This window comes from Hydrogenophaga sp. (assembly GCF_030651625.1).
In the GTDB taxonomy this organism is placed as follows: domain Bacteria; phylum Pseudomonadota; class Gammaproteobacteria; order Burkholderiales; family Burkholderiaceae_C; genus Hydrogenophaga.
The window spans coordinates 197,169-221,862 of record NZ_JAUSCF010000031.1; the positions used below are offsets into that span (position 1 = coordinate 197,169).

Consider the following 24,694-nt stretch of genomic DNA (forward strand, 5'->3'; position numbering starts at 1 on the left):
GCCCAGCCGGCCATGGGCCATTGACTGAACACCACAGATGAACACCACGGATGCCAAGCGTGTCCTTGAAACGGCACTGATCTGCGCAGCTCAGCCGCTCTCCCTGCGGGACATCGCGGTTCTGTTCGATCAGGCTTTGTCCACCGACACCCTCAAGAAGCTTCTGGCCGACCTTCAGCTGGAATGGACCGGGCGGGGCGTGGAGCTGGTTCATGTGGCGACAGGCTGGCGATTCCAGTCGCGTCCGGAGCTGCGTCCGTACCTGGACAGACTGCACCCGGAGAAACCGCCCAAGTACAGTCGCGCCACCCTCGAGACTTTGGCCATCATCGCGTACCGGCAGCCCGTGACCCGTGGCGACATGGAAGACATTCGAGGCGTGACCATCAACTCCTTGATCATCAAACAGCTGGAAGACCGGGGCTGGATCGAGGTCATCGGCCACAGGGAGACGGTGGGGAGACCAGCGCTGTTCGCCACAACCCGCCAGTTTCTGGACGACCTGGGCCTTGCTTCGCTGGATCAACTGCCTCCGCTGGAAGCCAGCGAGATCCAGGAGTCTGCCCTGGACCGGCTGGACTTTGAGGCCCTTTCGAGTGGCCTTCAGGCTGACCTTGATGCCGGACCGGCAGAACCAGAAATCCTGTCTCTCTCCGAAGCCGCTGCCACGCCAAATGCTGCCCCATCCGAAAGTTCCTCCGGCATGATGCCGGTGGCCGACGTTACCCAGGAATCCAATGAACTCGGCACCAACCCCCCCCACTGAACCTGTCCCCTCCGAAATTGCCGAGGTGAACGCAGACGCGCAGAAGGAGATTCGCGCGGAGCATGGCGGCTCGCCTGAAAGGGCGTCTGCAGGCCATCCCGGTGCGGGCGAAGCCGCACACCTTCAATTTGGTGACGTCGTCAGCGGCGCTTTCGATGCCGAGCAGGAACAGGATCTGCCTCTTCCGGGCAAACGCGTGCTGGCACCACAGGCCGAATCTCCCAAGCTGCACAAGGTGCTTGCCCAGGCAGGCATGGGATCGCGGCTGGAAATGGAGCAGTTGATTCTTGAAGGGCGCATTTCAGTCAATGGCGAGCCCGCCCACATCGGTCAGCGGATCCAGTTTGGCGACGTGATCAAGGTGAACGGAAAGCCCGTTCGTGTGCGCATGACGCCACCGCCGCCGCGGGTGCTGGCTTACCACAAGCCCGCAGGCGAAGTGGTCACGCGAGACGATCCGCAGAACCGGCCCACCGTGTTTCGGCGCTTGCCAAGGTTGATCCAGGGCAAATGGCAGTCGGTGGGGCGGCTTGACATCAACACGGAAGGTCTGCTGCTGCTCACGAGTTCGGGAGAGCTGGCCAACCGGTTGATGCACCCGCGCTTCGGCTTGCAGCGCGAATACGCGGTGCGGGTGCTGGGTGCATTGTCCAATGAAGAAAAACAGCGACTGCTCGATGGTGTGCAGCTCGAAGACGGGCCAGCCCAGTTCGCATCGATCGAGGACGGTGGAGGTGAAGGGGCCAACTGCTGGTATCGCGTGACCATTGCCGAAGGTCGAAACCGCGAAGTTCGCCGCATGCTCGAAGCCGTGGGACATGCCGTCAGCCGGCTCATCCGCATTCGTTACGGCGTCGTGATGTTGCCGCGAGGCCTCAAGCGCGGTGCCTGGATCGAGCTGGACCAACGTGACATTGATAGGCTGACCGCGGCGGCTGGCTTGGCAGGCGCGGAGGGCGGCATGGACCGTCTGCCTCGCAACGGGGTCCGCCATCCGGCGAGCAGAGGCAAATCGGGCGGCAAGTCCAACAAGCCGCGGGGTGCTTCAGACGGCAGTCGGGGGCCAGGTTCGTACTTTGGCTCTCGCGCTGAGAGTGGAGCTTGGGCTGGGGACGGCCCGAGCGCGCCTGGGGGTACCCCGCGCCCGCGTGGTACCAAGCCGCCAGGCAAGACCAGCACCCCCCAACAGCCCGATCCCATGAAAACTTCCTTTGGCTACATTGGTCAGGATGCCCTTCAGCGCCGCCGTGAAGAAGAAGGGCGCCGCGCCGGTCCACCGGGGGCAGGGCGCAAGCGCGGCGGAGGAAATCGTTCCGGCCGGAAATGAAGGAGCGCTTTTTCCGAGCGAGCGAAGGCCGTGTTGCCTTGGAAGTGGTGGCACTTCCGAACCGGGCTGAAACGGCCCGGCGATGTAGAATTGAAAGCTTTGCGAGTTAGCGCAATTCCCTCTTTCTCATCCAAAAATCTCAGGATCCATATGGCTATCGAACGCACCCTTTCCATCATCAAGCCCGACGCCGTTGCCAAGAACGTCATCGGCCAGATCTACGCACGCTTCGAAGCGGCTGGCCTCAAAGTCGTGGCTGCACGCATGGCACATCTCTCGCGCGGTGAAGCTGAAGCCTTTTACGCGGTTCACAAGGAACGTCCTTTCTTCAAGGACCTCGTGGACTTCATGATTTCCGGCCCGGTGATGATTCAGGCACTGGAAGGTGAAGGCGCCATTGGCAAGAATCGTGACCTCATGGGCGCCACCGACCCCAAGAAGGCCGCCGCAGGCACCATTCGCGCCGACTTTGCTGACAGCATCGATGCGAATGCGGTCCACGGTTCGGACGCCCCCGAAACGGCAGCTGTGGAAATCGCGTTCTTCTTCCCTGGCATGAACGTCTACTCTCGTTGATGCTGTCTTCCGCGCTCATCCCCAACCTCGACAGTGTTCTGGTGGGGTGGCGTGCGCGGAGCCGACGGTGTTGGAGCCTGTGAAATGAAGGTCAATCTGCTCGACTTTGACCTCGATGGAATGGCCGCCTTCTGTGAAGGCCTGGGCGAGAAGCGGTTTCGCTCTGTGCAGCTGTTTCGCTGGATTCATCAAAAAGGCGCTCGAAACTTCAACGAGATGAGCGATCTGGCCAAATCGCTGCGTGAAAAGCTCCCTGCCGTTTGCAGCATCGATGACCTCTCAGTGTTGTCGCGGCAGGAGTCGATTGATGGCACCATCAAGTGGCTTTTTGATGTGGGCGGCGGCAACGCAGTTGAAACCGTGTTCATTCCTGAAGCAGACAGAGGCACGCTTTGCATCTCTTCGCAGGCGGGTTGCGCCGTCGGGTGCCGCTTTTGCTCAACTGGCCATCAAGGGTTCTCGCGCAACCTCACGACTGGTGAAATTGTGGCGCAGCTGTGGCATGCCGAGCACTTTCTTCGTAAACACCTGGTCTCCAAAGAACGTGTGATCACCAACGTGGTCATGATGGGCATGGGGGAGCCGCTACAGAACCATGCGGCGCTTTTCCCCGCTCTTCGTATCATGCTCGATGACCACGGCTACGGTCTGTCGCGCCGCCGAGTGACTGTGTCCACCTCCGGCGTGGTGCCCATGATGGACCGTCTTGCCCGCGAGTGCCCTGTGGCTCTGGCCGTGTCGTTGCATGCACCGAACGACGCCCTGCGCGACTCGCTGGTCCCGCTCAATCGCAAATATCCCATCGCCGAGCTGTTGGACGCCTGTGTGCGATACCTGCCGGCGGCACCCCGGGATTTCATCACCTTCGAATACTGCATGCTCGATGGTGTGAACGATCAGCCCGAGCACGCCCGGCAGTTGCTTGATCTGGTGCGGTCGCACCGGGGGCGGGGCGTGCCGTGCAAGATCAATCTGATACCGTTCAACCCTTTTCCCGATTCCGGGCTCAAGTGTTCACCCAAATCGGTGGTATCCCGGTTTGCACAGATCCTTGTAGACGGGGGTGTGGTGACAACCGTGCGCAAAACGCGCGGCGACGACATCGAAGCCGCTTGCGGTCAGCTGGCGGGTGACGTGCTTGATCGCACCAATGCGGGTCAACGTCTGGCGAGGTTGCGTTCGGCGGAAGAACGACCCATCCGTATTGTTCACAGAGAAAGGCAGGCATGAATCACCCGTTTCGCGTTCGTTCCATTTCCGTAGGCGTTCGGTTGACCTTGCTGTTGTCGGCCTCGCTGCTCATTGCCGGGTGCACACAGATGCCGCTGGACCGCGGCGGGAACGAAGTCGGACCGATCACCGAGTCGGACGAGCCAGAGACGCGAAAACGTGCGCGCATACGGCTGGAGCTTGCGTCCAGTTATTTCGAGCAAGGCCAGACCAATGTGGCGCTGGACGAGATCAAGCAGTCGATTGCCGCAGATCCAACCTACGCGAAAGCCTACGTGCTCAGAGGGCTGGTGTTCATGCAGATGAACGAAAACCGCCTCGCCGAAGAGAGTTTTCAGCGGGCCATTCAGCTCAATCCGCGCGATCCTGATGCATTGCACAACTACGGATGGTTTGTCTGTCAGCAGGGCAAGCACGCCCAGGCCATAGACCTGTTCACCCGCGCATTGGTCAGTCCTGTGTATGGGGGTCAGGCCAAGACGTTGAGAGCGAAAGGCGTGTGCCAGATCCGCATGGGCCAGCTTGCAGAAGCGGAAGGCAGCCTTGCCCGTTCCTATGAGCTCGATGCGGCGGATCCATTTACGGCATACAACCTGGCAACCCTGCTGTTTCGCCGAGGAGAAGACACCAGGGCCCAGTTCATCATCCGTCGGCTGAACAACACCGAGCTGGCCAACGCTGAGACCTTGTGGCTCGGCATCAAAGTGGAGCGGCGGCTGCGAAACACCGAGGCCATGGAGCAACTCGCGCAACAGTTGAGTCGCCGTTTTGCCCAGTCGCCTCAGTGGGGTCTCTACCAAAGAGGGGCCTTCAATGAATGAAGACGCACTCGATGCATCCAGTGTTTCGAATGGACCACAGGATCAATCGCACGTGCCCCTGCACCTGCTGAGGCAGGCGAGAGAAGCGGTTGGCCTTCACATTGCTGTCCTGGCGGCTGCGCTGAAGGTTCCAGTTCGGAAGCTGGAAGCGCTGGAAGCGGGTCGGTACGACGAGTTGCCCGACCTGACGTTCGCTCGTGCCCTGGCTTCGAGCGCTTGTCGCCAGCTCAAGATCGATCCTGCGCCGATCCTGGAGCAGATTCCGATGGGGCGATTGCCCGTCTTGGGGAAGGCGGGGAATGCCATCAACACCCCGTTCAAGGCCTCGTTCCCAGGAGCGACTTCAAACCAGTCGTCCTGGTTTTTCCGGCCGTCGGTGCTCATTGCCACCTTGCTGGTTGTCGCGGCCCTTGTGCTCCTGGTGCTGCCTGAAGTCATTCAGATGCCGGCCATGGGTACCAATCCGACGGTCTCCACGGATCAGACCGGTCAGACGATCGAACCCGTTGAGCTGGGGGCACCACCTTCAGAAGAGCCTCAGGCCGACCCGTCCGGGGCTGCACCTCCTGTTGTACCCGTCGAAGGCAGCGTCACCCCATCAACTGCCGAGCAGCCGGCGTCTGGCGCTACGCCGGGTGAAGGTGTTCCCTCGCTCCAGGAGGCGAGCACTGCCGTACCTGGTAACGTACAACAACCAGGCACGCCCGCGGCATCCCCCGCATTGCTGCGCATCACAGCAGGGGGCGAATCATGGGTGGAAGTGACCAACGGTGCAGGTGCAGTGGTGGTTCAGCGCGTGCTCAGGCAGGGGGAAGTCATCGAGTTTTCATCGACACCGCCTTACAAAGTGATTCTGGGCCGGGCAGAGGCTGCTCAAGTCTTTGTTCGAGGGCAATCGCTTGATGTGATGCCTTACGCGCGCAACAATGTGGCCCGCTTTGAAGTGAAGTGATCGACATGAATGGAATCAACGCTTCAATGACAATGCCCGCCCAACCTGAATTGCCCATTGCAATGGGTGTTGCGCAGACCCGCAAGACCCGACCGGGTGTGGTGGCGTGGGGTGATCATCGGGTGACGGTAGGTGGGGGCGCACCCGTGCGCGTCCAGGCCATGACCAATACCGACACGGCCGACGCAATTGGCACTGCCATACAGGTCAAAGAACTTGCCTTGGCGGGTTCGGAGCTGGTTCGCATCACTGTCAACAACGACGATGCAGCCAAAGCCGTGCCCTACATCCGCGAGCAGTTGGATCGCATGGGTGTGACGGTGCCACTCATCGGCGATTTTCACTACAACGGACACCGGCTGCTCACTGACCATCCTGCTTGCGCGCAAGCCCTTTCCAAGTACCGTATCAATCCCGGCAATGTAGGCCGTGGCGACAAGGGTGATCGGCAGTTTGGGCAAATGGTGGAGTTGGCCGCGAAATACGACAAAGCCATCCGCATTGGCGTGAACTGGGGCAGTCTGGATCAGGATCTGCTCGCACGGCTGATGGACCAGAACGCACAACGGTCACGCCCCTGGGAAGCCAAGCAGGTGATGTACGAGGCACTGATCACTTCGGCGCTGGAATCGGCTGCCAAGGCCGAAGAAATCGGCTTGAACGGCAACAACATCATGTTGTCGTGCAAAGTGAGCAATGTCCAGGATCTGGTGGCCGTGTACCAGGCGCTGGCCCAGCGCTGCGACCATGCGTTGCATCTTGGCTTGACCGAAGCCGGTATGGGGACCAAAGGGGCGGTTGCGTCTGCGGCGGCCCTTTCCGTCCTGCTTCAGCAAGGCATTGGTGACACCATTCGCGTGTCGCTCACGCCTCAGCCTGGCGAATCACGCACCCACGAAGTGCTGATCGCCCTGGAGATCCTCCAGGCGCTCGGCCTGAGGGCATTTGTACCGAGTGTGACGGCATGCCCAGGTTGTGGTCGCACCACCAGCACCACCTTTCAGGAGCTGGCCAAGCAGATCGACGACTACCTTCGTCAGTCCATGCCGCAGTGGCGAGAGCGCTATCCTGGTGTCGAAAATCTCAAGGTGGCCGTGATGGGCTGCATCGTCAATGGCCCCGGTGAAAGCAAACACGCAGACCTCGGTATCAGTCTGCCAGGCACCGGAGAGGCGCCTTCTGCGCCGGTCTACATCGACGGTGAGAAGGCCATGACGCTGCGGGGCGATGCGATCGCGCACGATTTCCAGCAGATTGTTGAAAATTACATCGAGAAAAGGTTTGGTGTGGCGGGCTGAGCCCTGAGCAGGGCAGGTGCCTTGCTCAATCAGGACGCAAACAGCCAGCAAACAAAATGGCAGAGAAAATCAGTGCTGTCAAAGGCATGAACGACATAGCGCCTCCCGTGTCTGCACATTGGGAATGGCTGGAAGAACAACTGCGAGGCCTGATGCGGAGGTACGGGTATCGCAACTTGAGAACCCCTATCGTCGAGCCGACCGCACTGTTTGTGCGCGGCCTGGGTCAAGTGACCGACATCGTCGAGAAGGAGATGTATTCGTTTGAAGACCGTCTCAATGGTGAGCAGCTGACCCTTCGTCCTGAAAACACGGCGGGCGTGGTGCGGGCCGCGATTGAGCAATCGCTGACCTATGACGGAGGCAAGCGGCTCTACTACATGGGTCCAATGTTTCGTCACGAGCGCCCTCAGAGGGGCCGCTACCGCCAGTTCCATCAGTTTGGCGTCGAGGCACTCGGCTTTGCCGGTCCTGATGTGGACGCCGAGCTGATCGTGCTGGCCTGTGACCTGTGGGCAGCACTGGGCTTGAGCGGAATTGCTCTGGAGATCAACAGTCTGGGGCAGCCTCATGAACGCCTGGCACATAGAGCATCGCTGATCGCCTATCTGGAAGGGCATGCGGAACAGCTAGACGAGGATGCCAGGCGCCGACTTCACACCAACCCGCTTCGCATTCTGGACACCAAGAATCCGCTCATGCAGGACCTTGTGAACCGGGCACCCCGGCTGATGGACCACCTGGGCCCGGAGTCGCTGCACCATTTCAACCGGCTGCGCGATTTGCTTGATGCGCATGGCATTGCCTACCACATCAATCCGCGACTGGTGCGGGGCATGGACTACTACAACCTGTCGGTGTTCGAGTTCGTCACGACCCAGTTGGGTTCGCAGGGAACGGTGTGCGCAGGCGGTCGTTACGATGGCTTGTTCGAACAAATCGGCGGCAAGTCGGTTCCGGCGGTCGGCTGGGCGCTGGGCATGGAGCGCATTCTTGAATTGCTCAAGGAGCAGGGGAGGCTGCCAGTGCAGCCCACGCCGGATGCCTACGCTGTGGTAACGGATACAGGCAGTCTCCCCAGAGTCATGCCCGTGCTCCGCTCCCTGCGTCAGGCGGGTGTGAGTGTGCAGATGCACGCCTGCGGCCCCGAGGGGATGGGGAGCATGAAGTCCCAGTTCAAAAAGGCAGACGCCAGCGGTGCGCGCTTTGCCCTGATTTTTGGACCATCCGAGCTTGAGCAAGGCGCGGTGGCGATCAAATCCCTGCGGGGACCTCGTGCAGTGGCAGACCAGGGAGAAGCCGTGCAGCAGTTGCTGAAGCCGCTGGCAGACGTCGAATCTTGGGCGGCTACTCTGACAGCAATTTGACGACACGCCCTGGGTCTGCTGCGCAGCGGAACTCAGGAGCAACGCTGCCGATCTTGCCTTGCATCGACTGCGCCCCCATACAATCACCGATTCCCAACCGAAATCCCCATGGCCAAACACCTCGACCTCGAAGAGCAGGAACAACTCGACCAGATCAAACACTTCTGGTCGCAGTATGGCAACGCCATCACTTGGGCGCTGATCGCCGTATTGGGTTCGTTTGCCGCCTGGAATGGATGGAACTACTGGCAAACCAACCAGGCCATCAAGGCAGCAGCGCTCTACGACGAAGTGCAAAGTGCCGCCCAGGCCAGGGATGTCGATCGACTCAAGCGGGCGCTCGGGGATATGCAGTCTGGCTACGCCAAAACCAGCTACGCGGGTCAGTCGGCACTTCTGGCGGCGCGCTCTTTCCATGAGGCGGATCTGAATGATGCTGCGCGTGAGGCCCTTGAGTGGACGGTCAACAACGGGTCCGACCCAGGTTATCAGGCCGTTGCCCGCTTGCGTCTGGCGAGTCTGTCACTGGAGGCAGGCGAATTCGATGCTGCGTTGAGATGGCTGAATGCACCATTGGCGCCTCCATTTGAACCATTGGCATCCGATCGTCGAGGCGATGTGCTGCTTGCGCAGGGCAAGACCGAAGAGGCCACCGTGCAATATCAGACAGCTTGGCGAACGATGTCCGAAGCGAGTGAATACCGGCGATTGGTGGAAGTCAAGCTGGCATCATTGGGTGTGGATGTACTGGCTCAGTCAACGGAGGTGTCCCGTTGAGCAAAGAATTCAAAGCCGTGGACGGCATTCGAGAGACGCTTGCAACGATCATCAGGCGCTGTCTCGTGGTCGGAGGTGCAGCAGTGCTTGTGGCATGTTCGTCCGGACCCGAAAAGCCGAAGCCCGAACCGCTTCCCCCGGTGACTGCCCTGATTGGCGTCCAGCAGGCGTGGAGTGCGCAAGTGGGTGACTCGTCGGCTTCCGTTGCACCCTTCGCCGTGGAAGGTCGCGTGTACGTGGCATCGTCTGCCGGTACAGTGGCTGCGCTCGATGCGGCGACCGGGCAGGATGTCTGGCGAATCAACCTGGGCACCTCCATCGCGGCCGGTGTCGGCTCCGATGGTGAGACCGCAGCGGTTGTCACGCGGGGCAATGAACTGGTGGCGATCAACAGTGGCAAGGAGCTTTGGCGGGTGCGCTTGCCAGCCCGGACCTTCACTGCACCGCTGGTGGCTGGAAAAAGGGTGTTTGTGCTGATGGCCGACCGGACGGTATTGGCTTTCGATGGCCAGAGCGGCACCAGATTGTGGAGCCAGTCCCGCACAGCCGAACCTCTCGTACTCAGCCAGGGAGGCGTCTTGCTGGCGGTCGGGGACACCTTGGTTGCGGGTTTGTCTGGCCGTCTGGTTGGCTTGAATCCGCTCAATGGATCGGTCCGCTGGGAGGCGCCTGTTGGCAGTTCGCGGGGGACGAATGAGGTTGAACGTCTGGTGGACCTCGTGGGGCCTGCCAGCCGGGTGGGCAACAGCGTGTGTGTGCGTGCCTACAGCGCTGCCGTGGGCTGCGTCGATACGCTGCGTGGGGCAGCCGCCTGGGTCCGCCCGGCGCGAGGTATCGTTGGGGTGCATGGCGATGAAAGTCGTGTCTTTGGTGTTGAGGCCAATGGCCGGGTTCAAGCCTGGATACGGAGTTCGGGAGAACCTGCATGGAACTCCGATCGGTTGCTCCATCGCAGTCTGGGTGCGCCTCTGGCAGTCGGGCGAGTGGTTGTCATTGGCGACAGCCTCGGAACGGTCCACGTGCTTTCTCGGGAGGATGGCACCGAAATGAACCGGCTTTCTACCGACGGTTCACCCATTTTGATGGCTCCAATCATGGCCAACAATTTGTTGGTGGTCCAAACCCGCAATGGCGGCGTTTATGCCTGGCGTCCGCAATAGTGACCCTTTTAAGTCCCCGAATTTTGCGGTTCTGAACGAAAGCTGTTGCCCTTGAAACCCGTCATCGCCCTGGTGGGCCGCCCGAATGTGGGCAAGTCCACTCTGTTCAATCGTCTGACGAGTTCACGCGACGCCATCGTGGCCGACTTTGCCGGGCTCACCCGAGATCGGCACTATGGCAACGGTCGACTGGGCTCCCGCGAGTACATCGTGATCGACACCGGGGGCTTCGAACCCGATGCCAGCGAGGGCATTTACCGGGAAATGGCCAAGCAAACCCGGCAAGCGGTGGCCGAGTCGGATGTGGTGATTTTTGTGGTCGATGCACGTGCAGGCATCAGCTCGCAGGATCATGAAATAGCCCAGTATTTGCGCAAGCTGGGAAAACCGACCGTCTTGGCGGCCAACAAGGCGGAGGGCATGACGCAGGGGCTTCAGCTGGTTGAGTTCTTTGAACTTGGCCTGGGAGAGGTGTTGCCGGTATCAAGTGCACACGGACAGGGTGTTCGTTCCATGCTTGAAATGGCACTGGAACGCATACCCGGCCTGCCTCCTGAAGATGAGGAAGCGACCGAGCCTGAGCCGGGTGTGATTCGGCTGGCTGTGGCGGGGCGTCCCAATGTGGGCAAGTCCACATTGATCAACGCTTGGCTGGGAGAGGAGCGCCTCGTGGCCTTTGACCTGCCAGGCACGACGCGCGACGCCATTGCGGTGCCCTTTGAGCGTTCTGGCCAGAAATACGAGCTCATTGATACCGCAGGGATCAGACGCAAAGGCCGGGTTTTTGAAGCCATCGAAAAATTCTCGGTGGTCAAGACATTGCAAGCCATTGAAAATGCCCATGTGGTGTTGCTTTTGCTGGATGCAACTCAGGGTGTGACAGACCAGGACGCCCACATTGCTGGCTACATTCTTGAAAGCGGGCGCGCTGTCGTGCTTGCAATCAACAAATGGGACGCCGTTGACGCCTATCAGCGTGAGCAGATTGAACGCCAGATCGAGACGCGACTGGCATTCCTGAAATTTGCTTCATTGCACTTGATTTCTGCCCAGAAGCGGCAGGGGTTGGGTCCTGTGTGGAAATCCATTACGCAGGCGCACACCTCTGCAATGCGGAAAATGTCCACCCCGGTACTGACCCGACTATTGATGGAGGCTGTCGCATTTCAGGCGCCTCAGCGCTCGGGCATGTTTCGGCCCAAAATGCGCTACGCCCATCAGGGCGGCATGAATCCGCCCGTGATTGTGATCCATGGCAACTCACTGGAAAATGTGCCTGATGCTTACAAGCGTTTTCTTGAGGGACGTTTTCGCAAGGCTTTTGACTTGGTCGGCACGCCCCTGCGCATCGAATTCAAGACATCCACCAACCCTTACAAGGAATAGCCTCCTTTTGCCGTCGCAAGGACGGTCGTGTGGTAAGGTCTAAGACCCAATAAAACTCTCTGAACACGGAGCATATCGTGAGCAACAACAAAGGCCAACTCTTGCAAGACCCTTTCCTCAACCAGCTGAGGCGGGAGCACGTCCCCGTGTCGATCTACCTGGTCAATGGCATCAAGCTGCAGGGTCAGATTGAATCTTTCGACCAGTATGTGGTCCTGCTCCGGAACACGGTGACTCAAATGGTATACAAGCATGCCATTTCGACCATCGTGCCTGGGCGGCCGATGCAGTTCTCTGCGGCACCTACAGACGAAGCACCAGCTTCTTGATGTCGCTTGAGAAATCCGCCGGACCTGAATTCGGCGACTCGGTCACCATGGCGGCTCTCGGACCGACTTGAGGACCGACATGAATCAGCCAACGCCACTGTCAACTCCCACACCCCGGGTCATTTTGGTGGGTGTGGATCTGGGTGCCTCGAACTTCGACGGCGACCTGCAGGAGTTGGGATTGCTCGCCAAAACGGCGGGTTACGAGGTCGTTGAGCGTGTGGCTTGCAAGCGCCGTGCACCGGATCCGGCCTTGTTTGTGGGATCCGGTAAGGCCGACGAGATCAAGCAGCTGGCACAGGCGACGGGTGCATCCGAGGTTTTGTTTGACCAGGCCCTCAGTCCGGCACAACAGCGCAACCTTGAACACCATCTGGGCATGCCGGTCAATGACCGCATCCTGCTGATACTTGAAATCTTTGCACAACGGGCAAGGAGCCACGAGGGCAAACTGCAGGTTGAACTGGCGCGGCTTCAGTACCTCTCCACACGTCTGGTCCGCAGGTGGTCGCACCTGGAGCGTCAAAGCGGTGGTATCGGGATGCGGGGCGGCCCGGGTGAAACCCAGATTGAGCTCGATCGACGCATGATCGGCGACGCTATCAAGCGCATCAAGGAGCGGCTCGTCAAGGTCAAGAAGCAGCGAGCCACGCAGCGACGCCAGAGAGAGCGCAGGGATGCGTTCACGATCTCCCTGGTGGGTTACACCAACGCGGGAAAGTCCTCACTTTTCAATGCGCTCGTCAAGGCGCGGGCCTACGCAGCAGATCAGCTTTTCGCCACGCTGGACACCACCACACGGCAGCTCTACCTTGGCGATGCAGGCCGAACGGTTTCTTTGTCGGACACAGTGGGTTTCATTCGAAATCTGCCACATGGCCTGGTTGATGCCTTCGCCGCCACATTGCAGGAGTCGATAGATGCGGATCTTCTGCTGCATGTCGTCGATGCATCCAATCCCTCCTTCACTGAGCAGATTGCGGCTGTACAAGGCGTGTTGAAAGACATTGGTGCCGATGCTGTCCCCCAGATACTCGTCTTCAACAAGCTGGACGCGATGCATCCAGACTCACTTCCTTTGGCCACGCAAGATGTGATGGAACTCGATGGCAAACCCACAGATCGAATCTACGTGAGTGCGCTCAGCGGAGACGGGATGAGTCGCCTGCGAGCAATGCTTGCTCAACGGGTGGCGCAGGGCTCGCGTGCGAATGAGGACAATACCCTGGGGGAGTTCGCCGGTATCGGCGATGCACCTCTGTGATTAGGCACAATGTGATGGTTTTGAATTGAAAAAAGTTGGCAAGACATGGACGTGAATTTGCAACCGCGTGACCGCGGGTCGGAAAATGTGGCTCGCCGCCGTGGCTGGCTCTCGCGCTTGGGTGTGTTCAACCTCAACGATCCCAGGTGGGGCCGGGATGACGACCCATCGCGCAGTGGCGGGGACAGCAATGAAGATCGCCAGCCACAACGGGATCAGCGCCCGAAGGGGCAGGGTCCTAATCAGGGACCTCCTGACCTGGATGAGCTCTGGCGCGACTTCAATCGCAAGCTGGGTGGCTTGCTTGGAAACAAGGGTGGTTCCGGCGGCGGACAAGGTGGTGGTGGTGGCGGCGGGTTGCCTGGATTCAATCCCAACCCCAAAGCGACGGGTATCGGTGTCGGTCTGATCGCTGCGGTTGCGGCGTTGATCTGGCTGGGTACCGGATTTTTCATCGTTCAGGAAGCCCAGCAGGCCGTCATCACGCAGTTCGGCAAATACCACAGCACAGTTGGAGCGGGCTTCAACTGGCGGTTGCCTTACCCCATTCAGCGGCATGAAACGGTGTTTGTGACCCAGTTGCGGTCTGTGGATGTGGGGCGCGACAACATCGTACCGGCCACAGGTTTGCGCGAGTCGTCGATGCTGACGGAAGACGAGAACATCGTCGACATCAAATTTGTCGTTCAATACCGCCTGAACGACGCACGTGCATTCCTTTTCGAGAGTCGGGATCCTGATGCGGCGGTACTGAAGGCTGCTGAGACTGCCGTTCGCGAGGTGGTCGGCAAAATGAAAATGGACGCCGTGCTCGCTGAAGAGCGTGACCAGATCGCCCCCCGTGTGCGCGCCCTCATGCAAACCATTCTGGACCGGTACAAGGTGGGTATCGACGTCGTGGGTGTGAATCTGCAGCAAGGCGGCGTTCGTCCACCAGAGCAGGTTCAGGCCGCATTTGACGATGTGCTCAGGGCTGGCCAGGAGCGTGAACGGGCCAAGAACGAAGCCGAGGCTTATGCCAACGACGTGGTGCCTCGTGCCCGTGGTGCTGCTTCCCGACTGACTGAAGAAGCCGAAGGCTATCGTGCCCGGATTGTGGCTCAGGCAGAGGGTGATTCGCAACGCTTCCGCTCGGTCCTGGATGAATACCAGAAGGCGCCGCAGGTCACCCGGGAGCGCATGTATGTCGATGCCATGCAGGAGATCTACAGCAACGTCACCAAGGTGCTGGTGGACTCCAAGTCAGGTTCCAATCTGCTCTATTTGCCCCTCGACAAAATCATGCAGATGTCCGGTCAAGGCCCTTCGGCCGCCGCGCAGGGTTCACCCACGACCTTGCCTCCGCCGGCCTCCACGCCGGCCACTCGCAGTCTTGACAACGCTGCTCGCTCGCGTGAGCGAGAAAGCCGCTAGATGGATCGGCGAGTACCCGTGAATAAAGAGCAAGCGCTATGAACAAACTGGGTTTTATCCTTACGTCCTTTTTCGTGGCACTCGCGATCGCGAGTTCCATGTTGTTTGTGGTCGATCAGCGCCAGTTTGGCGTGGTTTTCCAGCTCGGGCAGATCAAGCAGGTGGTGACCGAGCCGGGCCTCAACTTCAAGCTCCCGCCACCTTTTCAAAACGTGTCCTACATTGACAAACGTCTTCTGACACTGGAAAGTACGGACACCGAACCCACCCTGACCGCAGAGAAGCAACGGGTGGTCATCGACTGGTTCGTGCGGTGGCGCATCAGCGATCCCCAAGCCTACATTCGCAATGTCGGTATCAACGAGCGGGCAGGGGCTCTGCAGCTAAACCGCGTGGTGCGAAACTCCTTCCAGCAGGAAGTGAACAAGCGCACGGTGAACGAGTTGTTGTCAACACGACGCGAAGAACTCATGGCCGATGTCAAGCGCGATGTGCTGGCGGCTGTCCGGGGCGCTGACCAACCTTGGGGGATGGACGTGGTCGATGTCCGCATCACCCGTGTGGACTACGCTGAAAGCATCACGCGTGCGGTTTACGACCGGATGGAGGCCGAGCGCAAGCGGGTGGCCAACGAGTTGCGCTCCACCGGTTTCGCAGAGGGTGAAAAGATCCGTGCTGATGCAGACCGGCAGCGCGAGGTGATCGTGTCAGAGGCGTACCGTGATGCCCAGCGCATCAAGGGTGAGGGTGACGGGCAGGCTGCGGCGACATTTGCAGAGGCGTTTGGGCGCGATCCTGCATTTGCCCAGTTTTACCGAAGCCTGGATGCCTACAAGGCCAGTTTTTCCGGGAAATCTGACGTGTTGGTCGTCGATCCTTCGTCGGACTTCTTCAAGGCGCTTCGCAGCAGCAACGTCGCCCCACGTTGAGGGCGTGTGCCCATGATCGAGGTGTTCTGGGCAGCGTTTGCACTCGTTCTCATATTGGAGGGCTTGCTGCCCTTCATCACGCCTCGGGGGTGGAGACGCATGTTTGGCGAAATGCTGAAAATGCGCGACGGTCAGATCCGGTTCTTCGGATTGATTTCTCTGGTTTCCGGAACCTTGCTGTGGTTGTGGGTCACCTGAAGCCGTCAACAGGCTGCCGGTGAATCCACAATTGCCTCGCCAACCGCACGTGCGCGCGGTTTAGCATGGGCGCGGCCAGTAAAATTCCCCTTTTAATTTTCCTCAAAATGCCCATGTCTGCCTGGGTCCTTCCGGATCACATTGCCGATGTCCTGCCTTCCGAGGCTCGGCACATCGAGGAGTTGCGCAGGAGCCTGCTCGACACCGCCCGCAGCTACGGCTATGAGTTGGTCATGCCCCCGTTGCTTGAACACATAGAGTCCTTGCTGACGGGCACTGGAGAGGCACTGGACCTCCAGACGTTCAAGTTGGTGGATCAGCTCTCCGGGCGAACGCTGGGTCTGCGTGCGGACAGCACACCCCAAGTTGCTCGAATTGATGCTCATTTGCTGAACCGTCAGGGCATCGCCCGCCTGAGCTACTGCGGCCCGGTGGTGCATACCCGCGTCGACCGCCCGCTTGCCAGCAGGGAACCACTGCAGTTTGGCGCGGAGATCTACGGCCATGGTGGTATGGAAGCAGACCTGGAGATCATCGAGTTGGCGAAGGCTTGCCTTCGCGCCGCAGGCTTGCAGAAGCTCCATCTGGACATGGCTGACGTTCGCGTGATCGACGCGGTTCTCAGAACGGTTCAGATCGAGGCTGCCAAGGTGACACTGATTCATTCAGCCTTGGCCGCCAAGGACGTGGCCGAGTTGAGATCGCTGGCGCGCGAACTGCCGGTGCGGGTTCGTGAAGATCTCTGCGCATTGCCTCGGCTCTTTGGAGGCGCAGAAGTGCTGGACGAAGCGCTGCGGCTGTTGCAGCCGTCCATAGAACTTGAAGAGGCCATCCGCTGCCTCAGGTGGTTGGCTTCACACGCGCCAGAAGAGATGGAAGTTTCCATCGATCTGGCCGATCTGCGGGGTTATGCCTACTACACCGGCATGCGATTTGCGGTGTTTTCTCACGGGAGCAAGGGCGAGCCTGTTGAAGTGGCCCGTGGCGGACGGTATGACGAAGTAGGTGCCATTTTTGGCCGAAACCGGCCTGCTGTGGGGTTCAGTCTGGACCTCAAGGAACTGGTGGGAGCCGTCGCTCCTTGTCCCCTGGTGGCCGCCATACGCGCTCCCTGGGGCATGGACGTTCAACTGCGCCAGGCCATTGCAGAGCTGCGCGCTCATGGCAACACGGTGGTGTGTGTGCTGCCCGGGCATGAACACGAAGTCGACGAATTCAGGTGTGACCGAGAATTGGTGAGCGATGCCACCCATAGCGGCGCGTGGACTGTTAAGAATATTTGAACGGAAGATTGAGAATGGCAAACAGCAACAGCGCCGTGGTACCAGGGCGCAACGTGGTGGTTGTGGGCACCCAATGGGGTGACGAAGGCAAGGGCAAGCTGGTCGACTGGTTGACCGAAACAGCGACGGGCGTGGTGCGCTTTCAAGGTGGGCACAACGCCGGACACACCTTGGTGATCAATGGCGTCAAGACCGCCTTGCACCTCATTCCGAGCGGCATCATGCGGCCGGGTGTCAAATGCTACATCGGCAACGGTGTGGTGCTGTCGGTGGGCAAGCTGTTTGAGGAAATCACAGGGCTTGAGAAGGCCGGTGTCGATGTGCGCTCGCGATTGCGGGTCAGCGAGGCCTGCCCTTTGATCCTGCCATTTCATGCTGCCATCGATATCGCTCGGGAAGCGGCCAAAGAAAAGGCGGGCAACGCCAAAATAGGCACCACCGGTCGCGGAATAGGCCCAGCTTACGAAGACAAGATCGCCCGCAGAGCCTTGCGTGTGCAGGACCTCAAATACCCGGATCGCTTTGCGTCGAAATTGCACGAACTGCTCGATCTTCACAACCATTTGCTGACCACCTACCTTGGGTCCGCCGGTATGGTCTGGGACGACGCCATCGCAGCCTACATGAAAGACGGAGCGATTCAGTTCGAGCCGGTCTACGAAGAAGCCATGGCCCAGGCCGAGTTGCTCAGACCGATGATTGCCGATGTGTCGCGCGAACTCAATCGCGCCCATCTGGATGGCGCCAATCTGTTGTTCGAGGGCGCGCAAGGGACGCTGCTCGACATCGATCACGGCACCTACCCTTTTGTCACCTCCAGCAACTGTGTCGCCGGCAACGCATCGGCGGGAGCTGGCGTCGGGCCCGGCATGCTGCACTACGTACTGGGCATCACGAAGGCCTATTGCACACGCGTGGGGGGCGGTCCGTTCCCGACCGAGCTTGAATGGGAAGAGGAAGGTACACCGGGGTGGCACATGGCCACGGTGGGCGCCGAAAAAGGCGTCACCACTGGCCGGAGCCGTCGATGCGGCTGGTTTGACGCGGCCCTGTTGAAGCGGTCTGCCCAGGTCAATGGTCTTTCGGGGCTGTGCATCACCAAACTGGATGTGCTTGATGGGCTCAGCGAGCTCAAGCTGTGCACCGGTTACGAGCTCGACGGTGAGTTCATTGACATTCTTCCCATGGGCGCTGAAGACATCTCACGCTGCAAGCCGATCTACGAGTCGCTTCCAGGCTGGACCGATTCATCGGTGGGCGTGACGCAATACGAAGCGCTGCCTGAGAATGCGCGCCGCTACCTGCAGCGCATCCAGGAGACCACCGGTGTCCCGATCCATGTGGTGTCCACCAGCCCGGACCGGGATCACACGATCCTGTTGCACCACCCGTATCACGCGTGATGGTCGGTCACCCGACTATCGTGCAGAATTCAAAACTCAGACCTCTCCCGGAGCCTACATGCTGACCGAAGACGGCAAACACCTCTACGTTTCTTACGACGAATACCACAACCTGATCGAAAAACTGGCGCTCAAGGTCTACCAGTCGGGCTGGGAATTCGACACCATCCTTTGTCTGGCCAGGGGTGGCATGCGGCCCGGGGACATACTTTCTCGCATTTTTGACGTGCCGCTGGCGATCATGTCGACCAGTTCCTACCGCGCCGAAGCAGGCAAGCAACAGGGGCAGTTGGACATCGCGCGGTACATCACCACACCCAGAGGCGAGATAGCAGGCAAGGTGTTGCTGGTGGACGACCTGGCCGATTCGGGTGTCACGCTCCAGGCGGTGATCAAGATGTTGAAAACCAACTACGCGCCAATCACCGAGCTGCGCAGCGCTGTGATCTGGACGAAGCAGCTCTCCACCTTCACGCCTGACTATTCCGTTGAATTTTTGCCTACGAATCCCTGGATCCACCAACCCTTTGAGGGCTACGATGCGCTGAGACCGGCGCAATTGTTGGAAAAATGGAAGCTTTGAGCTGAATGAGCGACTCCCTCAATACCCAGCTGATTCACCATCCTTACAGCCCACCCGTGGGGTTTGAAGCCGTGGCGCCGGGCGTGCACAAGGCGTCCACAGTGCTGTTTCCCAACGTTCGAGCCCTTCGCACGCAGGAGTGGAAAGACAAGAGCGGCTACACCTACGGGCTGCACGGCACGCCCACCACGTTCACGCTGGAAGAGCGCATCGCCACGCTGGAAGGCGGCCGTTTTTGCGTTCTTGCACCCAGCGGGCTTTCGGCCGTGGCCTTGGTTGACATGGCGTTTCTCCGGCAAGGGGATGAGCTGCTGATCCCTGACAACGCCTACGGTCCTGGCAAAGCTTTTGCCGAAGGCGAGCTCAAGGCATGGGGTATTTCGCATCGCTACTTCGATGCCATGAATCCGGCCGACCTGGCATCCAGATTGAGTCCCGCGACACGTATGGTCTGGCTGGAGGCACCGGGCTCCATCACGCTCGAGTTCCCTGATGTGCCTGCGCTGACCGAGGTGGTGCGCCAGGCCAATCGCCAGCGTGGCGCTTCAGAGCGCCCGATCATCACGGCGTTCGACAACACCTGGGGTGCCGGCATTGCGTTCAATGCGTTCGATCTGGGTGTCGATGTGTGCATGCAGGCCCTCACCAAGTACCCCAGCGGGGGTGCCGATGTGCTGATGGGCTCAGTGGTGACGCGGGAAGAACAACTGCACCAGGCCGTGTTGATGACCCACATGAGGCTGGGTTTGGGCGTGGGCGCGAACGATGCAGAGTTGGTGCTGCGTGGGCTCAATTCGATCGGCGTGCGTTACCACGCCCAGGATGCCACCACACGGGACCTCGCCGCGTGGATGCAACAACAGCCCGGGGTGGTCAAAGTGCTTCACCCTGCCATGCCGGACTCGCCCGGCCATCATGTCTGGCGCAGAGACGCCCGAGCTGCGGCCTGCCTGTTCAGCGCGGTCTTTGACGAATCGATTGCCCAGGACCGCATCGATGCCTTCTGCGATGCACTACAACTGTTTCGACTGGGCTGGAGTTGGGCGGGGCCCATCAGCCTGTGTGCTCCATACAACGTGTCTTCCATTCGCACCGCGCCTTGGCCCTACAAGGGTGGGTTGGTGCGGTTCGCCGTCGGGCTTGAAGCCGCAGAAGATCTGCGAGCCGATCTGGCGCAGGCGCTGCCTGCGCTGACCGCCTGATCCCCTTTCCACTCTCCAAAGAAAGACAGTTTTGGCCACTCCCAATTACGGATTTGAAAAACGCCAGCGCGAACTCGCCAAAAAGAAGAAAAAGGAAGAAAAGCTCAGGGCCAAGGCAGCGGGCAAGCGCCCCGATGGCAGTGATGCATCCGAAGGTGATGCCTCTGAGGGACAAGAACAGAGCAGCGCAGAGGGCGAAGCGCCTGGAAGCATTGAGCCCGGTAGCGCAGCTTGAACGAGGACGGTGCGCTCCGGCCTCATGCTCAGTGAAGGCGAGCGCATCCGGGTGTCAGTTCACCACCTCTTCAGATTCACGAGCAATGAGGGCAGTTGCTGTTCCTGCAAATGATGCCGGGGTCCGGTCGGGTAGTTCCATGGGCAACGCGTGCGGAAACTGCTTGAAGTTTCTTTCGATGGACTGAGCGTACATGGGGTCATAGTGGTGGTTCAGCAGCTCCTGCACGACCCAGGGCGTTTGGCCCGCATGGACCTTGGCGATCCAGTCTGACACCACCGCCTTGCCACGAAGCTCTGTCAGCGCCTCCAGGCGCGCGCAGAAATGCGCGGGCTCCTGAACAAAAAAGTCGTAGTCTTCCAGTAGCAGGGCAACCCGCTCTGGATCGCTGAGGCGCAGGTCCACACACGGACTGTTGCGCATGGCCTCCATCAGGCCGTCAGGCACCCGAAGGTTGCCCACCTTCTTGCTCTCACTCTCCACATACACGACTCGCGAAGGATCGAACTGGCGCAAGGCCTGCCAAACCAGGCTGTCAAAGCGTTTTTGGCTGGGTTGGGCCCGGCCAGGAATGTGACCAAGGACAGAGCTTCGGTGCGCCGCCAGGGCTTCCAGGTCGAGCACCTGCGCTCCCTGTGCAACCAGGGCATGCAGCAACCGGGTCTTCCCGCTTCCTGTGGGGCCACAGATCACCCTGAAGGCAAAACGCGGTGCGCTTCGTGCAAGATCTTCCACCAGGGCGGCACGCCAGGCCTTGTAGCCCCCTTCAATGAGCGTCACCTGGAAGCCGATGGCACCAAGAATGGTGGCCAGGGCGCCACTTCGGTTCCCGCCACGCCAGCAGTACACCAGCGGTTTCCAATCCCTTGATTTGTCGATTACCTCGCGCTCGATGTGCGCCGCGATGTTTTTTGCCGCCAGCGCGGCTCCCCGCTTCTTTGCTTCAAACGCATTGACCTGTTTGTACATGGTGCCAATGGCGATGCGTTCTGTGTTGTTCAGTGTTGGCCAGTTCACCGCTCCGGGTACGTGGTCCAGTGCGTGTTCGTCCTCGGACCTGGCATCGATGATGGTGTGAAAATCATCCAGGCGAGCAATCGCATCGCAAGCAGACAGTGTGAAGACAGGCATGTCCGTTTACCGTTTGGGGAGCATCTTGCGCAACTCAGGCCAGACATTGGCCAGCATGATCGGTTGCGCACTTTCATTGGGGTGAATGCGGTCGCTCTGGAACAGCTTGAGTGGGTCGGTCGTGTCGGCGACGTTCTTCAGGAAAAACGGGACCAGCGCCGTCTCCTCGGCCTTGGCCACGGTGCTGAACAATTCCCGGAACTCCTGCGCGTACCTGGTACCGTAGTTGGGCGGCATTTCCATACCCAGCAGCAGCACCCTTGCACCGGCTTCGCGCGAAAGCCGCGCCATGGTGGCGAGGTTCTCGCGGGTCATGTTCAAGGGCAATCCGCGCAGGGCGTCGTTGGCGCCCAGTTCGATGATCACATGTGTCGGCTGGTGCTGCCGAAGCAGCGCCGGGACACGGGATCGGCCGCCAGACGTGGTGTCACCGCTGATACTGGCGTTCACGACCTGTGCAGGAACCTTCTCTTGAACCAGGCGCTCTTCCAGCAGGGCCACCCACCCCTTCCCACGCTGAAGGCCGTATTCGGCGCTCAACGAGTCGCCCACCACCAGGATCACGGGATTCTGGGGTGCGGGCCTGGCCTGAGCCGCCTGTGGCAGGGCGGTCGAGCAAGTCCCCATTGACAGGGCTGCCACAGTCAGGGCGTTAAAGTGACGTCGTTTCAACTTGAGAAGTCCTTCCATGTCCGATGTGATGATTGCGGTCCAGCATGTGTTCAAGTCGGTCACCGACTCCACCGGGTCGCTGACCATTTTGCGCGATATCGATTTCACCCTGTCAAAAGGTGAAACCGCGGCGATCGTGGGCGCCTCGGGTTCGGGCAAAAGCACCTTGCTGTCCATCGTGGCCGGGTTGGATACGCCCACCAGCGGCACAGTTCATATCGATGGTGTCGACTTGTTTGCGCTGGACGAAGACCAGCGTGCTGCGTTGCGCGCGCAAAAGGTGGGTTTCGTGTTCCAGAGCTTCCAGTTGCTGGGCAACCTGACTGCGCTGGAAAACGTGATGTTGCCACTGGAGCTGGCCGCAAGGCGTGACGCCCGTGCCACCGCCACGCACATGCTTCAACGTGTGGGGCTGGGCGAGCGCTTGTCGAGCTACCCGAAGGTGCTGTCTGGGGGCGAGCAGCAGCGGGTGGCACTTGCCCGGGCGTTTGTCGTGCAACCCGCGGTGCTGCTGGCGGACGAACCCACCGGCAGTCTGGATTTCGCCACCGGGGCCACGATCATGGAGCTCATGTTTGAACTCAACCGCGAGCAGGGAACGACCCTGGTGCTGGTGACGCACGACCGGGCCATTGCCCAGCGGTGCGAACGGCGGATCACGATCGAGGCGGGTGCCCTGGCATCCAACGACACTTTCTCGGACGCTGTGAACCCCTGACCAGACATTTCAGCGAGGGGGCGATTCAGGAAGGCCGATTCAGAAAAAGTTGAGTCGATCTGGTACCTGGACAGAACGGAGAGATGGGCGGGGTTGCCGATGCGAGCCTGCACGCCTGGCCCGATAATCGCTGCATGTCATCCCCCAAAGTGCTGTTCGGCTTTCACGCCGTGGGCGTGCGCCTGAAAACCGCGCCGCAATCCATCATCGAAATCTATTTCGAACCGACGCGCCGCGACGCCCGCATGCGCCAGTTTCTGGACCGGGCGCGCGAAGTCAATGCGCGCCTTATTGAGGCCGATGGTTTGCGCATCGCAAAACTCGCAGGCAGCCATGGTCACCAAGGCGTGGCAGCTCGGGTGGAAGCCATCACACAGGCACGTTCGCTCGACGATCTGCTGGAACAGCTGGAACCCACAGGCGTTCCACCCTTGTTGCTGGTGCTCGACGGCATCACCGACCCCCACAACCTGGGCGCCTGCCTGCGCGTGGCCGATGGTGCCGGCGCGCATGCGGTGATTGCGCCCAAGGACCATGCCGCCGGCATCAACGCCACAGTGGCCAAGGTGGCCAGTGGTGCGGCAGAAACCATGCCGTATTTCATGGTGACTAACCTTGCTCGCACCCTGGGCGAGCTCAAGGAGCGCAACATCTGGATCATCGGGACGAGTGACGACGCGCCCAAGACGTTGTACCAGGTGGATCTCAAGGGACCAGTGGCCCTGGTACTGGGTGCTGAAGGCGCGGGCATGCGCCAGCTCACTCGCAAGACCTGTGACGAGCTGGTCAGCATTCCCATGGCCGGCGCGGTGGAAAGCCTCAATGTGTCGGTGGCAAGTGGTGTGTGCCTGTACGAGGCGCTGCGTCAGCGGAGCTGAAGCGATCAGGCGCAGACATGTCCGATGCAGTGCGTCAGTGGATAGCTGCAGCGAAACACCTGGTTGTGCTCACCGGGGCAGGCATGAGTGCCGAGTCGGGTGTGCCCACATTCCGTGACGCCCTGGCCGGGCTGTGGGCGAAGTTCAGTCCGGAGGAACTGGCCACCGAACAAGCCTTTCGAGCCGATCCACAACGCGTGTGGGACTGGTACGTCTCACGACGCGAAGCGGTGGCTGCTGTACAACCGAATGCGGGGCACGCCGCCCTGGCCGCCTTCCAGTCGCGTCATTCAGGTCGTTTCGCCCTGATCACTCAGAATGTGGATGGCTTGCATCAGCGTGCGGGCAGTGTGCACACCATTGCACTGCACGGTGCCTTGTCCGAAGACCGATGGCTGGACTCGGCGCGCGCCTGTTGCACAGCGGATTCAATAGAACCTGGCAGACCACCACGTTGCAGTGTCTGCGGCAATCTACGAAGGCCATCGGTGGTCTGGTTTGGCGAGCAGTTGCCTGCGCCAGAGCTGGGGGCTGCAGAAGACGCTGCGCAGCATTGCGACCTGATGTTGGTGGTCGGTACTTCCGGTGTGGTCTATCCAGCCGCTGGCTTGGTCCTGAGTGCCCATCAACACAATGCACGTGTGGTGATGATCAACCCGGAGCCTACCGAACTCGACAGGGTGGCCGATGCATGCCTGCGACAGCCTGCAGCCGTTTGCCTGCCCTCCTTGCTGAGAGCTTGAAACCGGTCATCCACCCGTGATGAACGCGCGTTAAAGTCAATGTCGGTCAAATT

At 60.2% G+C, this 24,694-nt stretch carries 26 protein-coding genes; 24 read left to right on the top strand and 2 right to left on the bottom strand.

The window, feature by feature from the left end:
* The first annotated feature begins 37 nt into the window (after positions 1–37).
* The 21 genes from scpB to Q7V46_RS15690 all read left to right on the top strand — a co-directional run bounded on the left by scpB (position 38) and on the right by Q7V46_RS15690 (position 20,499).
* Positions 38–766 (top strand): SMC-Scp complex subunit ScpB, encoded by a 729-nt coding sequence (scpB, locus tag Q7V46_RS15590; protein ID WP_304914463.1) that lies wholly within the window; start codon positions 38–40, stop codon positions 764–766.
* Entirely contained in the window at positions 738–2,093 is a 1,356-nt protein-coding gene (gene rluB / locus Q7V46_RS15595; RefSeq protein ID WP_304914464.1) for a 23S rRNA pseudouridine(2605) synthase RluB, read from the top strand. Before scpB ends, rluB begins: the two co-directional genes overlap by 29 nt.
* Before the next feature lie 150 nt (positions 2,094–2,243).
* Complete coding sequence (gene ndk / locus Q7V46_RS15600; protein ID WP_304914465.1) at positions 2,244–2,669, top strand: nucleoside-diphosphate kinase; 426 nt, start codon at positions 2,244–2,246, stop codon at positions 2,667–2,669.
* 84 nt (positions 2,670–2,753) lie between these two features.
* Positions 2,754–3,899 carry a 23S rRNA (adenine(2503)-C(2))-methyltransferase RlmN gene (gene rlmN, locus Q7V46_RS15605; RefSeq protein ID WP_304914466.1) on the top strand — a complete coding sequence of 382 codons (1,146 nt, stop codon included), beginning with the start codon at positions 2,754–2,756 and terminating at the stop codon, positions 3,897–3,899.
* Entirely contained in the window at positions 3,896–4,720 is an 825-nt protein-coding gene (pilW, locus tag Q7V46_RS15610; RefSeq protein WP_304914467.1) for a type IV pilus biogenesis/stability protein PilW, read from the top strand. Before rlmN ends, pilW begins: the two co-directional genes overlap by 4 nt.
* Complete coding sequence (locus Q7V46_RS15615; RefSeq protein WP_304914468.1) at positions 4,713–5,672, top strand: RodZ domain-containing protein; 960 nt, start codon at positions 4,713–4,715, stop codon at positions 5,670–5,672. The genes pilW and Q7V46_RS15615 overlap by 8 nt, the downstream gene beginning before the upstream one ends.
* A gap of 62 nt (positions 5,673–5,734) precedes the next feature.
* Positions 5,735–6,970: a flavodoxin-dependent (E)-4-hydroxy-3-methylbut-2-enyl-diphosphate synthase gene (gene ispG / locus Q7V46_RS15620; RefSeq protein WP_304914578.1), complete on the top strand. Its 1,236-nt coding sequence runs from the start codon at positions 5,735–5,737 to the stop codon at positions 6,968–6,970.
* A 56-nt stretch (positions 6,971–7,026) separates the two neighbouring features.
* Entirely contained in the window at positions 7,027–8,337 is a 1,311-nt protein-coding gene (gene hisS, locus Q7V46_RS15625; protein ID WP_304914469.1) for a histidine--tRNA ligase, read from the top strand.
* A 108-nt stretch (positions 8,338–8,445) separates the two neighbouring features.
* Positions 8,446–9,114 carry a tetratricopeptide repeat protein gene (locus tag Q7V46_RS15630; protein ID WP_304914470.1) on the top strand — a complete coding sequence of 223 codons (669 nt, stop codon included), beginning with the start codon at positions 8,446–8,448 and terminating at the stop codon, positions 9,112–9,114.
* A 26-nt stretch (positions 9,115–9,140) separates the two neighbouring features.
* On the top strand, positions 9,141–10,274 hold the full coding sequence (gene bamB, locus Q7V46_RS15635) for an outer membrane protein assembly factor BamB (RefSeq protein ID WP_370690367.1): 1,134 nt from the start codon (positions 9,141–9,143) through the stop codon (positions 10,272–10,274).
* Positions 10,275–10,325: 51 nt separating this feature from the next.
* Positions 10,326–11,660, top strand: a complete 1,335-nt coding sequence (gene der, locus Q7V46_RS15640) for a ribosome biogenesis GTPase Der (RefSeq protein ID WP_304914471.1) — start codon at positions 10,326–10,328, stop codon at positions 11,658–11,660.
* A gap of 59 nt (positions 11,661–11,719) precedes the next feature.
* Entirely contained in the window at positions 11,720–11,989 is a 270-nt protein-coding gene (gene hfq, locus Q7V46_RS15645; protein WP_304914580.1) for an RNA chaperone Hfq, read from the top strand.
* 79 nt (positions 11,990–12,068) lie between these two features.
* Complete coding sequence (hflX, locus tag Q7V46_RS15650; RefSeq protein ID WP_304914472.1) at positions 12,069–13,253, top strand: GTPase HflX; 1,185 nt, start codon at positions 12,069–12,071, stop codon at positions 13,251–13,253.
* Between the two features lie 45 nt (positions 13,254–13,298).
* Positions 13,299–14,666, top strand: coding sequence for an FtsH protease activity modulator HflK (gene hflK / locus Q7V46_RS15655; protein WP_304914473.1), 1,368 nt, complete (start codon positions 13,299–13,301; stop codon positions 14,664–14,666).
* Positions 14,667–14,704: 38 nt separating this feature from the next.
* The gene (gene hflC / locus Q7V46_RS15660) at positions 14,705–15,595 is read left to right on the top strand and encodes a protease modulator HflC (protein ID WP_304914474.1); all 891 of its coding nucleotides are present in this window, start codon (positions 14,705–14,707) and stop codon (positions 15,593–15,595) included.
* Positions 15,596–15,607: 12 nt separating this feature from the next.
* Positions 15,608–15,793: a DUF2065 family protein gene (locus Q7V46_RS15665; protein ID WP_304914475.1), complete on the top strand. Its 186-nt coding sequence runs from the start codon at positions 15,608–15,610 to the stop codon at positions 15,791–15,793.
* Positions 15,794–15,906: 113 nt separating this feature from the next.
* On the top strand, positions 15,907–17,076 hold the full coding sequence (locus Q7V46_RS15670) for an ATP phosphoribosyltransferase regulatory subunit (protein WP_304914476.1): 1,170 nt from the start codon (positions 15,907–15,909) through the stop codon (positions 17,074–17,076).
* Positions 17,077–17,090: 14 nt separating this feature from the next.
* Positions 17,091–18,479 carry an adenylosuccinate synthase gene (locus Q7V46_RS15675; protein ID WP_304914477.1) on the top strand — a complete coding sequence of 463 codons (1,389 nt, stop codon included), beginning with the start codon at positions 17,091–17,093 and terminating at the stop codon, positions 18,477–18,479.
* A gap of 58 nt (positions 18,480–18,537) precedes the next feature.
* The gene (locus Q7V46_RS15680) at positions 18,538–19,062 is read left to right on the top strand and encodes a phosphoribosyltransferase (RefSeq protein WP_304914478.1); all 525 of its coding nucleotides are present in this window, start codon (positions 18,538–18,540) and stop codon (positions 19,060–19,062) included.
* Between the two features lie 5 nt (positions 19,063–19,067).
* Complete coding sequence (locus tag Q7V46_RS15685) at positions 19,068–20,264, top strand: PLP-dependent transferase (protein WP_304914479.1); 1,197 nt, start codon at positions 19,068–19,070, stop codon at positions 20,262–20,264.
* Between the two features lie 31 nt (positions 20,265–20,295).
* Positions 20,296–20,499, top strand: a complete 204-nt coding sequence (locus tag Q7V46_RS15690) for a hypothetical protein (RefSeq protein WP_304914480.1) — start codon at positions 20,296–20,298, stop codon at positions 20,497–20,499.
* A 54-nt stretch (positions 20,500–20,553) separates the two neighbouring features.
* Here the strand turns inward: Q7V46_RS15690 and mnmH are convergent, their stop codons facing one another.
* Complete coding sequence (mnmH, locus tag Q7V46_RS15695; RefSeq protein ID WP_304914481.1) at positions 20,554–21,630, bottom strand: tRNA 2-selenouridine(34) synthase MnmH; 1,077 nt, start codon at positions 21,628–21,630, stop codon at positions 20,554–20,556.
* A 6-nt stretch (positions 21,631–21,636) separates the two neighbouring features.
* Positions 21,637–22,320: an arylesterase gene (locus tag Q7V46_RS15700; RefSeq protein ID WP_370690360.1), complete on the bottom strand. Its 684-nt coding sequence runs from the start codon at positions 22,318–22,320 to the stop codon at positions 21,637–21,639.
* Between Q7V46_RS15700 and Q7V46_RS15705 the strand changes: the two genes are divergently transcribed.
* The 3 genes from Q7V46_RS15705 to Q7V46_RS15715 all read left to right on the top strand — a co-directional run bounded on the left by Q7V46_RS15705 (position 22,319) and on the right by Q7V46_RS15715 (position 24,641).
* Entirely contained in the window at positions 22,319–23,020 is a 702-nt protein-coding gene (locus Q7V46_RS15705) for an ABC transporter ATP-binding protein (RefSeq protein WP_304914482.1), read from the top strand. The genes Q7V46_RS15700 and Q7V46_RS15705 overlap by 2 nt on opposite strands.
* A 134-nt stretch (positions 23,021–23,154) precedes the next feature.
* Positions 23,155–23,898, top strand: a complete 744-nt coding sequence (gene rlmB / locus Q7V46_RS15710; protein ID WP_304914483.1) for a 23S rRNA (guanosine(2251)-2'-O)-methyltransferase RlmB — start codon at positions 23,155–23,157, stop codon at positions 23,896–23,898.
* A gap of 17 nt (positions 23,899–23,915) precedes the next feature.
* A complete protein-coding gene (locus Q7V46_RS15715) occupies positions 23,916–24,641 on the top strand; it encodes an NAD-dependent deacylase (protein WP_304914484.1) in 726 nt (241 codons plus the stop codon).
* The last annotated feature ends 53 nt before the right edge of the window (positions 24,642–24,694 follow it).

Excerpts from the sequence above, each read along its gene's own strand:
- hflK (WP_304914473.1), top strand. The coding sequence starts at position 13,299 with ATGGACGTGAATTTGCAACCGCGTGACCGCGGGTCGGAAAATGTGGCT.
- Q7V46_RS15675 (WP_304914477.1), top strand. The coding sequence starts at position 17,091 with ATGGCAAACAGCAACAGCGCCGTGGTACCAGGGCGCAACGTGGTGGTT.
- Q7V46_RS15615 (WP_304914468.1), top strand. The coding sequence starts at position 4,713 with ATGAATGAAGACGCACTCGATGCATCCAGTGTTTCGAATGGACCACAG.
- Q7V46_RS15705 (WP_304914482.1), top strand. The coding sequence starts at position 22,319 with ATGTCCGATGTGATGATTGCGGTCCAGCATGTGTTCAAGTCGGTCACC.
- Q7V46_RS15715 (WP_304914484.1), top strand. The coding sequence starts at position 23,916 with ATGTCCGATGCAGTGCGTCAGTGGATAGCTGCAGCGAAACACCTGGTT.
- pilW (WP_304914467.1), top strand. The coding sequence starts at position 3,896 with ATGAATCACCCGTTTCGCGTTCGTTCCATTTCCGTAGGCGTTCGGTTG.
- hflX (WP_304914472.1), top strand. The coding sequence starts at position 12,069 with ATGAATCAGCCAACGCCACTGTCAACTCCCACACCCCGGGTCATTTTG.
- Q7V46_RS15630 (WP_304914470.1), top strand. The coding sequence starts at position 8,446 with ATGGCCAAACACCTCGACCTCGAAGAGCAGGAACAACTCGACCAGATC.
- scpB (WP_304914463.1), top strand. The coding sequence starts at position 38 with ATGAACACCACGGATGCCAAGCGTGTCCTTGAAACGGCACTGATCTGC.
- Q7V46_RS15700 (WP_370690360.1), bottom strand. The coding sequence starts at position 22,320 with ATGGAAGGACTTCTCAAGTTGAAACGACGTCACTTTAACGCCCTGACT.
- ndk (WP_304914465.1), top strand. The coding sequence starts at position 2,244 with ATGGCTATCGAACGCACCCTTTCCATCATCAAGCCCGACGCCGTTGCC.
- rlmN (WP_304914466.1), top strand. The coding sequence starts at position 2,754 with ATGAAGGTCAATCTGCTCGACTTTGACCTCGATGGAATGGCCGCCTTC.
- Q7V46_RS15685 (WP_304914479.1), top strand. The coding sequence starts at position 19,068 with ATGAGCGACTCCCTCAATACCCAGCTGATTCACCATCCTTACAGCCCA.
- Q7V46_RS15670 (WP_304914476.1), top strand. The coding sequence starts at position 15,907 with ATGTCTGCCTGGGTCCTTCCGGATCACATTGCCGATGTCCTGCCTTCC.
- rluB (WP_304914464.1), top strand. The coding sequence starts at position 738 with ATGAACTCGGCACCAACCCCCCCCACTGAACCTGTCCCCTCCGAAATT.
- hisS (WP_304914469.1), top strand. The coding sequence starts at position 7,027 with ATGGCAGAGAAAATCAGTGCTGTCAAAGGCATGAACGACATAGCGCCT.
- Q7V46_RS15665 (WP_304914475.1), top strand. The coding sequence starts at position 15,608 with ATGATCGAGGTGTTCTGGGCAGCGTTTGCACTCGTTCTCATATTGGAG.
- hflC (WP_304914474.1), top strand. The coding sequence starts at position 14,705 with ATGAACAAACTGGGTTTTATCCTTACGTCCTTTTTCGTGGCACTCGCG.
- Q7V46_RS15680 (WP_304914478.1), top strand. The coding sequence starts at position 18,538 with ATGCTGACCGAAGACGGCAAACACCTCTACGTTTCTTACGACGAATAC.
- rlmB (WP_304914483.1), top strand. The coding sequence starts at position 23,155 with ATGTCATCCCCCAAAGTGCTGTTCGGCTTTCACGCCGTGGGCGTGCGC.
- mnmH (WP_304914481.1), bottom strand. The coding sequence starts at position 21,630 with ATGCCTGTCTTCACACTGTCTGCTTGCGATGCGATTGCTCGCCTGGAT.
- ispG (WP_304914578.1), top strand. The coding sequence starts at position 5,735 with ATGGGTGTTGCGCAGACCCGCAAGACCCGACCGGGTGTGGTGGCGTGG.